Origin of the sequence: Limimaricola sp. AA108-03 (assembly GCF_050847355.1) — a bacterium.
Lineage (GTDB): Bacteria > Pseudomonadota > Alphaproteobacteria > Rhodobacterales > Rhodobacteraceae > Limimaricola.
In genome coordinates, this window is the sequence record NZ_CP193755.1 from 1,944,209 (window position 1) to 1,956,872 (window position 12,664).

Here is a 12,664-nt window from a genome sequence, read left to right on the forward strand (position 1 = left end):
GGTCTGGTAATTGCCCCGCCGAACGCCGCTTTGCGGTTCGTCCGACGCTTTTCGTCACCCCGACGCGGGCCTGTCCGCGCTGCCTTTCGGGGCATGTTCAGATTGATAGCAAATTGAGGCCGAATTGGGGCACCCATTTCGTCGCTGCCCCCTGAGCGCCATGATCGTGATCTTTATGCCGCAGCCATGTGGCGCGAAGGACTCGCGCTCAGCGGGGCCGGCCGACGGCGGCGATGCCGGGCTCGGGGTATTCGAGCAGCAGCCCGATCCGCCTGTTTTGCGGGGCTTCGGGCCGGTCCGCATAGAGCGGGACCGTGTCGGCGAGGCCGGTGACCCGGCTGATCCGCTCGGCCGGAAACCCGCTGTCGATCAGCGCCCGGCGCGTGGCGTTCGCGCGGTCGGAGGACAACTCCCAGTTGCCATAGCCATCCTGACGCGCAAAGGGCAGCGAATCCGTGTGGCCGGTGATCGCCAGCGGCTGCGGCATGTCGCCGATCGTCTCGCTCACGATTTCGATCAGGGCCTGGGTCTGCGGCACGATCCGGGCCGACCCGGTGGCGAACATCGGGCGCTCCTCCTCGTCGAGAATCTGCACGAGCAGCCCCTCGGGCGTCCGGTCGAGCCGCAGATTGTCGCCGATATCCGACAGCGCCGGCGTCGCCGCGATCCGCTCGGCGATCTCGGCCTCGATGGCGTCGAGCTCCGCGTCGCGGCGCTCCACCCGTTCCTGCATCTCGGCGGCGGCCTGCGCCATCTGCCGCGTCTCGATCTCTTCGGCGCTGGGCGGCGCGGCCTCGGCGGGCAGGTATTCGACCACCACCTCGGGCGCCTTGTCGCGCAGTCGGCTGTCGAACACCTCGAGCGGGCTTTCCGTGCCGAAATCCGGCAGCTCCGGCGCATCGTTCGGAGGCACCCCGTCCGAGGCCGCCACGTCGCCCGCCATCTCGACGATCTGGCCGCTCAGCAGCCCCGCCGCGCCGCCGTCACTCACCGCCGACAGCGAGGGCGTGAAATATTCCGCCAGCCCTTCCAGCGTCTCTTCCTCGCTGGCGGCCAGGATCCACAGCAGCAGGAAGAACGCCATCATCGCCGTCATGAAGTCGGCATAGGCCACCTTCCAGCCACCGCCATGGTGGTCATGATGGCCGTCGTCCTCGACTTTCTTGATGATGATGGTCTGCCCGGCGGCCATGCGCTGTCCTCCTGCCCGCGGCCCGTGGCGCGCGTTGCGATGACGCGGCGCCAATGGCGCGCCGCGTGGCTAATCCTGATATGGGGAAACGATAGGGCGGACGTCGCTCAGCCGACGGATTCGCCGCTCTGGCGCTGCGCGTCGCGGCTGTAACGGCCGAAGCCGACCTTGCGGGCGTAATTCGCCTTGCGCTCTGAATAGCTCGGCGCGACCAGCGGCATCTCCTCGGGCAGGCCGAAGGCGGCGCGGTACTCGGCCTCGGTCATGCCATGCTCGGCGCCGAGATGCCGCTTGAGCATCTTGAACCCCTTGCCGCAGCACAAGCAGAACACCTTGTCCTGGGTCACCGCCCGCGAGACCGGGATGGCCGGGGTCATGGTCCCGGACCCGGCGGGCGAAGCTTCGGGCCGACCGCCATCGCCATTGGCATCCTCATCGAGGCCCAGCTCGTGGCTCAGCTTCGCGACGAGGGCCACGATATCGTCCGATCCCACATCCGGCCGCGCCGCATAGGAGGCCACGATGGCGCTCAGAAGCTCGGTTTTCGAATTCGATCTGGTCATTTCCACCCTCTCTTTCAGGGAGCGCGCGCCGCTCGGCTCTGCCCGACAGTGGTCGCAGGTCGGTCCGCCGAAATGCAGCAAGTCGAATTCTTCGACGGGTCTTTCTCTATCCTTGCACGTGCCTCAAGAATAATCAACGACTCCCTGCATTCTTGGCGGTATGTCGCCGACACCGATAGTTCGGCGCCGCCATCGGGTATTCGGGCGGCAAACCCCAACGCGAGCGGTACTCCTCGGGGGTCAGGTGCAGGGTTTCGCGCAGGTGCCGGCGCAAGAGCACCAGCTTGCGCCCGGTTTCGAGGCAGATGATGTAATCGGGCGTCACGCTGGCCTCGATCGGCACGGCCGGGCTTCGCTCGCCGCGCTCGGGCGCGGGACTCACCGCGCTGCCTCGGATACGCCGGCCAGAGCCGCCAGCCCGGCCCGCGCCGGTTGCAGCGCGCCCGCCACCTCCTCGGAGACCGAGAAGGGGCTCCAGCTCACCATCAGCGAGCCGCCGACCAGCACCATGCCGGCCAGCACCAGCGCCGCGCGCAGCGGCCGGCCAAGGCTCCAGCCCTCCTCGACCTGCACCATCGGCGCCTCTGGCGGCGCCGCCAGAGCCGGCAGCAACGGCCGTACGAAGATCCCGCCCGCGGTGATCGACACCTGCGCGTTGTGGGTCTGGCGGCGGAACCGGGCGGCCCAGGCCTCGGGGAACTGCTCTTGCGGCATGTCGATCACCAGGGGTGTTCCGGGCTGCCAGTCCGCCAGCGCCCCGCGCGGCAGCACGAAGCAGCCGAAATCGACGCTGTGGCCGACATTGCCCACGGTCACCGGCATCTCGTTGCCCTGCGCCGCCTCCGGTTCGAGCGTCAGCCGCACCCGCGCGCCCTGCCCGTGCAGATGCGCCGAAACCAGCGCGCATTCGCGCCGCGCCGGATCGTCGGCGGCCTCGAACCCCTCGGGGAACAGCCGCGGCTCTGGCTCGGGCTGCGGCGCACGGCGGGCGCTGCGACGCTCGCTCACCTGCGGCAGGTCGCTCTCGATCTCCTCGGCGAAACGGCGCGCGTCGCGTCCGATCACCGCCTCGGGGTCGAGCCCTTCCTCGCGCGCGAAACGATAGTTGATCGCGTAATCCTGCGCGCTTTCGCTCAGCCCGTCGGTCGAGGCGGCGAGCGCCAGAAGCTGCTGCTCCTCCGAGAACCGCACCCGGCGCGAGGCAAATCCCTCGACCGGCGGCACCACGGCCAACGTCTCCGCCGCCTCGCCGAGGCTTTCGCGCAGAACCTCGAGCACGCGTCCCGCCTCGTCGCGGTGATGCACCATCAATTCGCAGCGTCCCGCACCGTCGAGCCGCACCATCAGCTGCATGCCTTCGGGCCAGTCGCGCATCACGCCGCGAAGGCTGTCCTCTTCGAGGAAATAGGCAAGTGTCTCGACGCTGCTCATTTCAAACACCACTGCGGCAATCTTGGGAACTATCCTTGTTTATGCTTGAATTGGTGTCAATTATCCTTATCCGATTTAAGCGGAAACACGCGATGCTGTGTCGCGGGCGCAAGGTTTCGGAGAGCTGCGATGACCCTAATCCTCGGACTTGGCATGGTTTTCGGACTGGTCTTCGGCGGATTCATGCTGTCGGGCGGCAAGATGGACATCGTGCTCTACGCCCTGCCCTATGAGGGCATGATGATCGGCGGCGCGGCGCTCGGCGCCTTCGTGATCGCCAACTCGATGACCGTCATCAAGAGCTCGTTCAGCGGCCTGATCAAGGTGCTCAAGGGGCCGAAATGGAAGGCCTCCGACTACGAGGCGCTCCTGAACCTGATGTACGAGCTGGCGCGGCTCTACAAGCAGAAGGGCATTCTCGCGCTCGACGAGCATATCGAGACCCCCAAGGACAGCCCGATCTTCCAGCGCTACCCGACGATCCTCAAGGACCACTTCGCGACCGAGCTGATCACCGACAGCTTCCGGATGCTGGCGATGCAGTTCGACGACAAGTACCAGACCGAGGACGTCATCAACCGCAAGATCAAGAAGCACCACCACGAGGCACTGGGCGCGGCCGGCGCGATCCAGACCATGGCCGACGGCCTACCCGCGATCGGCATCGTCGCCGCCGTTCTGGGCGTGATCAAGACCATGTCCTCGATCGATCAGCCGCCCGAGGTGCTGGGCAAGATGATCGGCGGCGCGCTCGTGGGCACCTTCCTCGGCGTGTTCCTCGCCTATTGCATGGTGCAGCCGGTCTCCAACCGGCTTAAGCAGATCGAGGACGAGGACGGCGCCTTCTACATGATCATCCGTGACATCTTCGTCGCGATGGTCGCCAACCACCCGCCGAACATCTGCGTCGAGATCGGCCGCGGCAACATCCCGACCTCCAAGCAGCCCGACTTCTACCGCGTCGAGGCCGCGCAGAAGGAGCTTCCTGCGGCATGATCCGCCTGGCTCTCATCGTCGCCCTGCTGGCCGGTCCCGCCATCGCGGCAGGTTCGGCAGAGCCGGCGGAGGAAGAGAACCCGGCCGAGGCCGCGACGGGCCTTGCGCCAACCCCCTACTCCTTGGAGCCGCCCGAGCACGTCAACGCCTTTCCGCCCGAGATCCTGGCGCGGATGCGCGAGGCGCTGGTAGCGCTGGAGGCCGCGCGCGGTGGCCAGTAGGCGCGACCGGGCGCTGGGGCTGATCGAGCGGCTGCACCGGGTCGAGATCGAAGCCCGCGCGGTGGAGCTCGGCGCCCTGCGCGATCGCATGGCCGAGCTGGAACGACAAAGCGCCGAAACGGCGCAGGCGCTGGCCCGCGACGGTCGCATCACCAGCATCGAGACCGCCCCCTATGTCGGGGACTACATCCGCGACGCCCGCGCGCAGATCGGCACGCTCGACCGGGCGCGCGCGGCGCTGGAACCGCAGGCCGAGGCGCTCGAAGCGGCGATGCGGGAGGGATTTCGCGAGATGAAGACGGTCGCCACGGTGGCCGCCCGCGCGAAGCTGCGCGCCGCCCGGGACCGCGCCGCGCGCGAGGCCGCGGAGACCGACGAGATGGTGCTGCTGCGCTGGGGCCGCGAGGGCTGAACCCCACGGCTCCTGTTGAGCCTGCCGCGGCGCATGTCTATATGCCCCTCGCGCCACCCGCACGTGGCCCGACACGCGAGGGAGCCCCGAGATGCTGCGTACCCCCTATTATCTCATCGACAAGCAGGCGCTGCTGCCGAACCTTGAGAAGATCGCCAAGCTGCGCGAGCTTTCGGGGGCCAAGTCGCTGCTGGCGCTGAAATGTTTCGCCTCGTGGTCGGTGTTCGACCTGATGAGCGAATACATGGATGGCACCACCTCGTCGTCGCCCTTCGAGGTGAAGCTCGGGCGCACGCATTTCCCGGGCGAGACCCATGCCTATTCGGTGGCCTGGGACGAGGCCGACATCGCCGAGGTGCTGGCCAATTCCGACAAGATCATCTTCAACACGATCGGCCAACTCGAGCGTTTCGGCGAGGCGGCGAAGGATCACGTGCGCGGGCTGCGCGTGAACCCCGGCATCAGCTCGTCGAGCTTCGACATCGCCGACCCGGCCCGGCCCTTCTCGCGGCTGGGCGAGCATGATCCCGCGCGGATCGAGGCGGTCTGCGACCGCGTCTCGGGCTTCATGTTCCACAACAACTGCGAGAACGCCGATTTCGACCGTTTCGACGCGATGCTGGGCCAGATCGAAGACCGCTTCGGTCACCTGATCGGCCGCATGGAGTGGATCAGCCTCGGCGGCGGCATCCATTTCACCGGCGCGGGCTACCCGCTGGAAAAGCTGGCGGAACGGCTCAAGCGCTTCGGCGAGACCCACGGCGTTCAGGTGTATCTGGAGCCAGGCGAGGCGGCGATCACCAACTCCACCACGCTGGAGCTGACCGTCCTCGACACGCTCGACAACGGCAAGAACCTCGCCATCGTCGACAGCTCGATCGAGGCGCACATGCTCGACCTGCTGATCTACCGCGAGAGCGCCAAGGTCGCGCCGAACACCGGCGATCACGAGTGGATGGTCTGTGGCAACTCCTGCCTCGCGGGCGACATCTTCGGCGAATTCCGCTTCGAAGAGCCGCTGAAACCTGGCGACCGCGTCTCGATCCGGGACGCGGCGGGTTACACGATGGTCAAGAAGAACTGGTTCAACGGCGTGCGCATGCCCGCCATCGCGGTGCGCGAACTCGACGGCACGGTTAGGTCCGTGCGCGAATTCGGCTATGGTGACTTCGAAGCCGCCCTGTCCTGAGGCGCGGCATAACACGAAAGGAGGCTCGAGGGTCTTGAAGAAGAACGTCCTCATCATCGGCGCCGGTGGCGTCGCCCAGGTCGTGGCGCATAAATGCGCGCAGAACGCCGACCTGCTCGGAGACATCCACATCGCCTCGCGCACGAAGGCGAAATGCGAGGCGATCCTCGCCAGCGTCCGTGAAAAGGGGGCCCACAAGACCGACGGCGCCCTCGCGGCCCATGCCGTGGACGCGACCGACAGCAAGGCAGTGGCCGCGCTGATCGAGCAGACCGGCGCGCAGATCGTCATCAACGTCGCCTCGGCCTTCGTGAACATGCACGTGCTCGAGGCCTGCATCGAGACCGGCGTCGCCTATATCGACACCGCGATCCACGAAGAGCCCGACAAGATCTGCGAGACGCCGCCCTGGTACGGCAATTACGAGTGGAAGCGGAAGGAGCGCTGCGCCGAAAAGGGCGTCACCGCGATCCTCGGCGCGGGCTTCGATCCGGGCGTGGTCAACGCCTATGCCCGTTTCGCCATCGACGAGTACATGGACGAGGTGAAGTCCATCGACATCGTCGACATCAACGCCGGCTCCCATGGCAAGTACTTCGCGACCAATTTCGACCCGGAGATCAACTTCCGCGAGTTCACCGGCACGGTCTATTCCTGGCAGGACGGCGCGTGGCAGGAAAACGAGATGTTCGAGGTCGGCCGCGATTGGGACCTGCCGGTCGTCGGCACCCAGCGCGCCTACATGTCGGGCCATGACGAGGTGCATTCGCTCGCGACCAACTACCCCCACGCCGACGTGCGGTTCTGGATGGGCTTCGGCGAGCACTACATCAACGTCTTCACCGTGCTGAAGAACATCGGCCTCCTGTCCGAGCAGCCGGTGAAGCTGGCCGAGGGCCAGGAAGTCGTGCCGCTCAAGGTGGTGAAGGCCTGCCTGCCGGATCCGTCGAGCCTCGCGCCCGACTACACCGGCAAGACCTGCATCGGCGATCTGGTGAAGGGCACCAAGGGCGGCGAGGAGGTCGAGGTCTTCGTCTACAACGTGGCCGACCACAAGGAGGCCTACGAGGAAGTGGGCAGCCAGGGCATCTCCTACACCGCGGGCGTACCGCCCGTCGCCGCCGCGATGCTGATCGCCACCGGCGAGTGGGACGCGCGCGAGATGCGCAATGTCGAGGAAATGGACCCCAAGCCCTTCCTCAAGGTGCTGGGCCAGATCGGCCTCGGCACCTGGGTGCGCAAGGATGGCACCGACGAGAAGCTCTACTGACCGGTCAGGGCGGCGCTAACGCCGCCCGCCTGCAAGCTGCGCCGCCTCCGGCAGGCGGCGCAGCCACAGCATCGCGGCCGCCCCGATCACCGGCCCCGGCACCAGTACCAGGAACGCCCAGCGCCAGCCGCCCATGGCCCCGGCCACCCACGGCATAATCTGGATCGCCAGCACCGTCAGCGCGAAGCCGATCCCGAGTTGCAGCGTCACGGCGGTACCGACGAAGCGCGGCTCGGCCAGTTCGGTCACGGCGGCCGAGAACTGGGCGCTGTCGGCCACGATCGTCACTCCCCAGACCAGCGCCACCAGCGCCAGAAGCCAGCCCGGCCCGTCGAAGGCGAAGCCGATCACCAGCGCCGAGGCCCCCGAAAGCCCCATCATCAGGGCCGTGGTCGCGCACCGGCCGATCCGGTCCGACAGCGCCCCCGCGAGCACGCAACCCAAGGCTCCCGACGCCACCACGAGGAAGGTGAGCATCGACGCGGAACCCGTTGGAAACGGGAACAATTCCGCCTCTGCCGCCGTGGCGAAGGCGAGGAACCACGCCCACATGGCATAGAGCTCCCACATGTGGCCGAAATAGCCGAGATTGGCGTGCATCACGCCGCGGTTGCGCAGCGCGGCGAGGCTCTGGCGCGGATCGAAGGTGGCGCGGCCGAAGCCGTGCGGCCCCTCGGCCAGCCCCAGCCCGAACAGGGCGGCGGCAAGGCCGGTGGCCGCCGTCGTACCGATCACCACGGCGCGCCAGTCGAGCCCTTCGGTCAGGGCGCGCAGCAGATGCGGCATCGAGGAGCCGAGCGTCAGCGCCCCGATCAGGAAACCGAGTGCCAGCCCGCGCCCGCGCATGAACCATGTCGCCATCAGCTTGATCGCCGGCGGATAGACCCCCGCCAGCGCCGCCCCGGTGAGCGCGCGCGCCGCGATCATCGCCCCAGCCCCCGGCTCCAGAAGCAGCACCGCATTGGCAATCGCCGCGACCAGCGCCGAGACCGCCATCAGCCGTGGCAACGCCACGATGTCGGGCAGGTTGACGAGACTCGCCCCCACCGCGCCCGCCACGAAACCCAGCTGCACCGCGTTGGTGAGCCAGGCCTGCGCGCCGGGGCCGATCCCCCAGTCGCGTACCAGATCCGGCAGGATCGCCGTCGCCGAGAACCAGCTCGTCATTGCGCAGACCACGCCGGCGCAGATCAGCGCCAGCGCGCGCCAGCGCCCCGGTGCCTGGGCGGCGGTCACGCGATCCCCCGGAAATTGCCTTGGCATCCGTCCCTGCAGAACGAAATGGACGGTTTCATTCCGCCGCTGTCACAGTCCTCGTATCGTGTCGTCATGCCGTCCCTCGTCATTGCCGCGACACTCCCCCGGCGCGGTGCGCGTGTCGAGAGGGGGGCTGGACCCCAAGGCCCGGTTTGGGCATTCGGCCGGCGACCCATTCGAGGAAAGGACGCCCCATGCCCAAGATGATCCACTCCATGATCCGCGTTCGCGACGAGGCCCGCTCGCTGGCCTTCTACGAGATGTTCGGCCTCGAAATCGCCGATCGGCTCGATTTCGAGAGCTTCTCGCTGATCTACCTCAGCAACCCCGAAAGCGGCTTCGAGCTGGAGTTAACCGTGAACAAGGGCGACAAGACCTACGATCTCGGTGACGGATACGGTCACCTCGCCTTCCTCGAGGACGATCTGGAAGCGCTGCACCAGCGGCTCGCCGAAGCCGGCCATCAGCCGCGCGACATCAAGGATTTCGCGCCCGATGGCGAGACCGTCGCGCGGTTCTTCTTCGTGGCGGACCCAGATGGCTACGAGATCGAGGTGTTGGCCCACAAGGGTCGCTTCGCGAACCAGTGACCCCGCCCCCGGGGCGGCCCCGCGCCGCCCCGGCACCCCCCAACGCTGACGCAAAGTCATCCGACGCATCGGAGCCGCGCCACTAGACGACCGGTCTAATCATGCCCATCTGCCGGGCATGACCGACACGCGACAGCACATCCTCGCCATCGGACGCGCCCTCGTGGCACGGCACGGCTATACCGGCGTCGGGCTCTCCGAGCTTTTGCGCGAGGCCGGCGTGCCCAAGGGCAGCTTCTACCACTTCTTCAAGTCGAAGGAGGCCTTCGGCTGCGCCCTTCTCGACAGCTTCGTGGAGGGCTATGCCGAGGATCTGTCGGCAACGCTCGGCGCGCCGGACAAGGATGCCCGCGCGCGGCTCATGGCCTATTTCGAGGGCTGGCGCGCGCGCCAGTCGGGCGAGGCCTACGAGGCGCGCTGCCTCGTGGTGAAGCTTTCGGCCGAGGTGGCCGAACTGTCGCCCGGCATGCGGGACGTTCTGGATCGTGGCGTCTCGGCCATCATCGCCCGTCTCGCGGCGGTGATCCGCGAGGGGGCCGGTGACGGCTCGCTGCCCGCGCATCCCAATCCGCACATGCTCGCCACCACGCTCTACCAGATCTGGCTCGGCGCGAGCCTGATGGGCGCGCTGTCGCGCGACACCATCCCCTATGACGGCGCCATGACCGCCACGGCGGCGCTTCTCGACAACAAAGGACATGCTTGATGCCCCAATCCCCCGACACCAACCGCCGCTGGGTTCTCGCCGAACGCCCCAAGGGCGAGCCGAACGAGAATACGCTGCGGCTCGAGACCGCCCCGGTGCCCGAGCCGGAACAGGGCGAGGTGCTGCTGGCGACCGAGTTCCTGTCGCTGGACCCCTACATGCGCGGCCGAATGAGCGACGCGCCCTCCTACGCGGCCCCGGTGGAGATCGGTCAGCCGATGGTCGGCGGCACGGTGGCGCGCGTGGCCAGGTCCAACAACCCGAACTTCGCCGAGGGCGACCGCGTGGTGAGCTTCTCGGGCTGGCAGGACTACGCCGTCTCGGACGGCACCGGTCTCAACAAGCTGCCCGCTGACATGCCCAACCCCTCCTGGGCGCTGGGTGTGCTGGGCATGCCGGGCTTCACCGCCTGGGCGGGGCTGCGCGAGATCGGCAAGCCGAAGCCGGGCGAGACGCTGGTGGTCGGCGGCGCGACCGGGCCCGTCGGCTCGACCGTGGGCCAGATCGCCAAGTTGCAGGGTCTGCGCGCCGTGGGCATCGCGGGCGGGCCCGAGAAGTGCCGCCACGCGGTCGAGACATTGGGCTTCGACGCCTGCGTCGATTACAAGGCCGAGAGCTTCGCCGATGATCTCGCGCGAGAAACGCCTGAGGGCGTCGACGTCTATTTCGAGAATGTCGGCGGTGCGGTGTTCGACGCCGTGCTGCCGCGTCTCAACACCGGCGCGCGCATCCCGCTCTGCGGGCTGATCTCGCAATACAACGCAACCGCGCTGCCGGAGGGGCCGGACCGGATGAACTGGCTCATGGGGCAGATGCTGCGCAAGCGGATCGCCATGCGCGGCTTCATCATCTTCGACGATTTCGGACATCTCTACCCCGAATTCGCCGTCGAGATGGGCGGCTGGGTCGCGGACGGAAAGATCGCCTACCGCGAGGAGATGATCGAGGGTCTGGAACAGGCGCCCTCGGCCTTCGTTGGCCTGCTGCGCGGCGAAGCCTTCGGCAAGCGCGTGATCCGCGTCGCCTGAACGACATCGCCCCCGAAGTGCAAAGGAAAGACCAAATGCCCAAGATCCTGATGATCCTCACCTCGCATGACCGCCTCGGCGACACCGGCGAGAAGACCGGCTTCTGGCTGGAGGAGTTCGCTGCCCCCTACTACGTCTTCAAGGATGCGGGTGCCGAGATCACGCTGGCCTCGCCGCAGGGCGGCCAGCCGCCGCTCGACCCCAAGAGCGACGCGGAGGACTTCCAGACCGATGCGACCCGCCGGTTCAAGGAGGACGCGGAGGCGCAGGAGCTACTCGCGAATACCACGCGTCTCGACGAGATCTATCCCACGCAATACGACGCCGTGTTCTATCCCGGCGGCCATGGCCCGATGTGGGATCTCGCCGAGAATGCCGACAGCCGTCGCATCATCGAGACCTTCGTGAATGGCGACCGCCCGCTCGGCGCCGTCTGCCACGCCCCGGCCGTGTTCCGACATACCCAGACCGAAGCCGGAGAGCCGCTGGTGAAGGGCCGCCGCGTTACCGGCTTCACCAATGGCGAGGAAGAGGGCGTGGGCCTGACCGATGTCGTGCCCTTCCTGCTCGAGGACATGCTCAAGGAGAAGGGCGCGGAATACGCCAAGGGCGAGGATTGGGCGCCCTACGTGCTGGTCGACGGCAAGCTCGTCACCGGCCAGAACCCGGCATCCTCGGAAGAGGCCGCGAAGAAGCTGCTGGCGCTGATCGAGGACTGATCCCCGGCCAGTCTCTGATGAAGGCCCGCGCGCGGATTGCGGGCGGGCCTATTCGCATCACCAGCGATGATGCACATGTGGCCGGATGCGCGTCTCGTAGATCTCGCGCACCCCGGCCATCAGATCCTCGGGCAGCACCGGCAGCCCGCTGGCGGCGGCGTTGGAATTGGCCTGCTCGGGCGTCTTGGCGCCCGGGATCACCACCGTTACCGCCTCCTGCATCAGGATCCAGCGCAGCGCCACCTGCGCCATCACCGCTTCGGCCGGCAGCAGCAGCCGCAGCGCCTCGACCGCCTCCAGGGCCACGTCATAGGGCACGCCCGCAAAGGTCTCGCCCTTGTCGAAGGCCGCGCCGTCGCGGTTGAAATGGCGATGATCGTCCGGTGCGAAATCCGTGTCGGGCAACATCTTGCCCGTCAGCAGCCCCGAGGCCAGCGGCACCCGTGCGATCACCGCCTTGTGGCGCCGCCTTGCCTCCGGCAGGAACAGCTCCGCCGGGCGCTGCCGGAACATGTTGTAGATGATCTGCACCGAGTCGACGTTGTCGTACTCGATCGCCTTCAGCCCCTCCTCGACCTTTTCGACCGAGACGCCGTAGCGGCGGATCTTGCCGCGCGACACCAGATCGTCGAGCGCCCCGAACACTTCCGGCCGGTAATAGACCTCCGTGGGCGGGCAATGCAGCTGTACGAGGTCGAGCGTGTCGGTGCCGAGATTCTTCAGGCTGCGATCGACGAAGCCCTCCATCGCCTGCGCCGTGTAGCCTTCGGCCAGATGCGGAGCGAGCCTGCGGCCGAGCTTGGTCGCCACGAAGGGCCTCTCGCCGCCCCGCGCGGCGATCACCTCGCCGATGATCCGCTCGGACCGGCCGTCGCCATAGACATCCGCCGTGTCGATGAAGTCGACGCCCGCATCGAGCGCCGCGTGCAGCGCCGCCTTGGCGTCGGCCTCGCTCACCTCGCCCCATGTACCGCCGATCGCCCACGCGCCGAAGCCGATCTCGCTCACCGGGATGCCGGTGCGCCCGAAAACCCTGCTCGCCATGCTCATCTTGTCGTCTCCCCTTATGGCGGCGCGGCCGCGCTTGCCT

General features: G+C 67.6%; 15 protein-coding genes. 9 read left to right on the forward strand and 6 right to left on the reverse strand.

Annotated features, from left to right (window positions below; all coding sequences use genetic code 11):
* Nucleotides 1–208 precede the first annotated feature (208 nt).
* From ACRAQ3_RS09500 to ACRAQ3_RS09515, 4 genes are all read right to left on the reverse strand, one after another.
* A complete protein-coding gene (locus tag ACRAQ3_RS09500) occupies nt 209–1,192 on the reverse strand; it encodes a flagellar motor protein MotB (protein WP_432254448.1) in 984 nt (327 codons plus the stop codon).
* 107 nt (nt 1,193–1,299) lie between these two features.
* A complete protein-coding gene (locus ACRAQ3_RS09505) occupies nt 1,300–1,755 on the reverse strand; it encodes a MucR family transcriptional regulator (RefSeq protein ID WP_269398365.1) in 456 nt (151 codons plus the stop codon).
* A 133-nt stretch (nt 1,756–1,888) separates the two neighbouring features.
* Nucleotides 1,889–2,137: a MucR family transcriptional regulator gene (locus tag ACRAQ3_RS09510; protein WP_269398366.1), complete on the reverse strand. Its 249-nt coding sequence runs from the start codon at nt 2,135–2,137 to the stop codon at nt 1,889–1,891.
* On the reverse strand, nt 2,134–3,186 hold the full coding sequence (locus tag ACRAQ3_RS09515; RefSeq protein WP_432254449.1) for a hypothetical protein: 1,053 nt from the start codon (nt 3,184–3,186) through the stop codon (nt 2,134–2,136). Before ACRAQ3_RS09515 ends, ACRAQ3_RS09510 begins: the two co-directional genes overlap by 4 nt.
* Before the next feature lie 129 nt (nt 3,187–3,315).
* On the opposite strand from ACRAQ3_RS09515, the gene motA reads away from it, so the two are divergent.
* The 5 genes from motA to ACRAQ3_RS09540 all read left to right on the forward strand — a co-directional run bounded on the left by motA (nt 3,316) and on the right by ACRAQ3_RS09540 (nt 7,274).
* Complete coding sequence (gene motA / locus ACRAQ3_RS09520; protein WP_269398368.1) at nt 3,316–4,182, forward strand: flagellar motor stator protein MotA; 867 nt, start codon at nt 3,316–3,318, stop codon at nt 4,180–4,182.
* Nucleotides 4,179–4,403, forward strand: coding sequence for a hypothetical protein (locus ACRAQ3_RS09525; protein WP_432254450.1), 225 nt, complete (start codon nt 4,179–4,181; stop codon nt 4,401–4,403). The genes motA and ACRAQ3_RS09525 overlap by 4 nt, the downstream gene beginning before the upstream one ends.
* Nucleotides 4,393–4,815, forward strand: a complete 423-nt coding sequence (locus tag ACRAQ3_RS09530) for a hypothetical protein (RefSeq protein WP_432254451.1) — start codon at nt 4,393–4,395, stop codon at nt 4,813–4,815. The genes ACRAQ3_RS09525 and ACRAQ3_RS09530 overlap by 11 nt, the downstream gene beginning before the upstream one ends.
* Nucleotides 4,816–4,906: 91 nt before the next feature.
* Nucleotides 4,907–6,004, forward strand: coding sequence for a carboxynorspermidine decarboxylase (locus ACRAQ3_RS09535; RefSeq protein WP_432254452.1), 1,098 nt, complete (start codon nt 4,907–4,909; stop codon nt 6,002–6,004).
* A 34-nt stretch (nt 6,005–6,038) separates the two neighbouring features.
* Nucleotides 6,039–7,274 (forward strand): saccharopine dehydrogenase family protein, encoded by a 1,236-nt coding sequence (locus tag ACRAQ3_RS09540; protein WP_085897933.1) that lies wholly within the window; start codon nt 6,039–6,041, stop codon nt 7,272–7,274.
* A gap of 15 nt (nt 7,275–7,289) precedes the next feature.
* Here ACRAQ3_RS09540 and ACRAQ3_RS09545 read toward each other — a convergent pair whose 3' ends face one another.
* The gene (locus ACRAQ3_RS09545; protein ID WP_432254453.1) at nt 7,290–8,510 is read right to left on the reverse strand and encodes an MFS transporter; all 1,221 of its coding nucleotides are present in this window, start codon (nt 8,508–8,510) and stop codon (nt 7,290–7,292) included.
* A gap of 215 nt (nt 8,511–8,725) precedes the next feature.
* Between ACRAQ3_RS09545 and ACRAQ3_RS09550 the strand changes: the two genes are divergently transcribed.
* The 4 genes from ACRAQ3_RS09550 to ACRAQ3_RS09565 all read left to right on the forward strand — a co-directional run bounded on the left by ACRAQ3_RS09550 (nt 8,726) and on the right by ACRAQ3_RS09565 (nt 11,574).
* Nucleotides 8,726–9,121, forward strand: a complete 396-nt coding sequence (locus tag ACRAQ3_RS09550; RefSeq protein WP_432254454.1) for a VOC family protein — start codon at nt 8,726–8,728, stop codon at nt 9,119–9,121.
* A 118-nt stretch (nt 9,122–9,239) separates the two neighbouring features.
* Complete coding sequence (locus tag ACRAQ3_RS09555) at nt 9,240–9,827, forward strand: TetR/AcrR family transcriptional regulator (protein WP_432254455.1); 588 nt, start codon at nt 9,240–9,242, stop codon at nt 9,825–9,827.
* Nucleotides 9,827–10,855 carry an NADP-dependent oxidoreductase gene (locus ACRAQ3_RS09560; RefSeq protein WP_432254456.1) on the forward strand — a complete coding sequence of 343 codons (1,029 nt, stop codon included), beginning with the start codon at nt 9,827–9,829 and terminating at the stop codon, nt 10,853–10,855. Before ACRAQ3_RS09555 ends, ACRAQ3_RS09560 begins: the two co-directional genes overlap by 1 nt.
* A 35-nt stretch (nt 10,856–10,890) precedes the next feature.
* On the forward strand, nt 10,891–11,574 hold the full coding sequence (locus tag ACRAQ3_RS09565; protein WP_432254457.1) for a type 1 glutamine amidotransferase domain-containing protein: 684 nt from the start codon (nt 10,891–10,893) through the stop codon (nt 11,572–11,574).
* A 57-nt stretch (nt 11,575–11,631) separates the two neighbouring features.
* On the opposite strand, the gene ACRAQ3_RS09570 is transcribed toward ACRAQ3_RS09565, so the two are convergent.
* Nucleotides 11,632–12,624, reverse strand: a complete 993-nt coding sequence (locus tag ACRAQ3_RS09570) for an aldo/keto reductase (RefSeq protein WP_432254458.1) — start codon at nt 12,622–12,624, stop codon at nt 11,632–11,634.
* Between the last annotated feature and the right edge of the window lie 40 nt (nt 12,625–12,664).

Coding starts and splice junctions, on each gene's coding strand:
- motA (WP_269398368.1), top strand. CDS start 3,316: ATGACCCTAATCCTCGGACTTGGCATGGTTTTCGGACTGGTCTTCGGC.
- ACRAQ3_RS09555 (WP_432254455.1), top strand. CDS start 9,240: ATGACCGACACGCGACAGCACATCCTCGCCATCGGACGCGCCCTCGTG.
- ACRAQ3_RS09515 (WP_432254449.1), bottom strand. CDS start 3,186: ATGAGCAGCGTCGAGACACTTGCCTATTTCCTCGAAGAGGACAGCCTT.
- ACRAQ3_RS09500 (WP_432254448.1), bottom strand. CDS start 1,192: ATGGCCGCCGGGCAGACCATCATCATCAAGAAAGTCGAGGACGACGGC.
- ACRAQ3_RS09505 (WP_269398365.1), bottom strand. CDS start 1,755: ATGACCAGATCGAATTCGAAAACCGAGCTTCTGAGCGCCATCGTGGCC.
- ACRAQ3_RS09550 (WP_432254454.1), top strand. CDS start 8,726: ATGCCCAAGATGATCCACTCCATGATCCGCGTTCGCGACGAGGCCCGC.
- ACRAQ3_RS09535 (WP_432254452.1), top strand. CDS start 4,907: ATGCTGCGTACCCCCTATTATCTCATCGACAAGCAGGCGCTGCTGCCG.
- ACRAQ3_RS09570 (WP_432254458.1), bottom strand. CDS start 12,624: ATGAGCATGGCGAGCAGGGTTTTCGGGCGCACCGGCATCCCGGTGAGC.
- ACRAQ3_RS09560 (WP_432254456.1), top strand. CDS start 9,827: ATGCCCCAATCCCCCGACACCAACCGCCGCTGGGTTCTCGCCGAACGC.
- ACRAQ3_RS09565 (WP_432254457.1), top strand. CDS start 10,891: ATGCCCAAGATCCTGATGATCCTCACCTCGCATGACCGCCTCGGCGAC.
- ACRAQ3_RS09525 (WP_432254450.1), top strand. CDS start 4,179: ATGATCCGCCTGGCTCTCATCGTCGCCCTGCTGGCCGGTCCCGCCATC.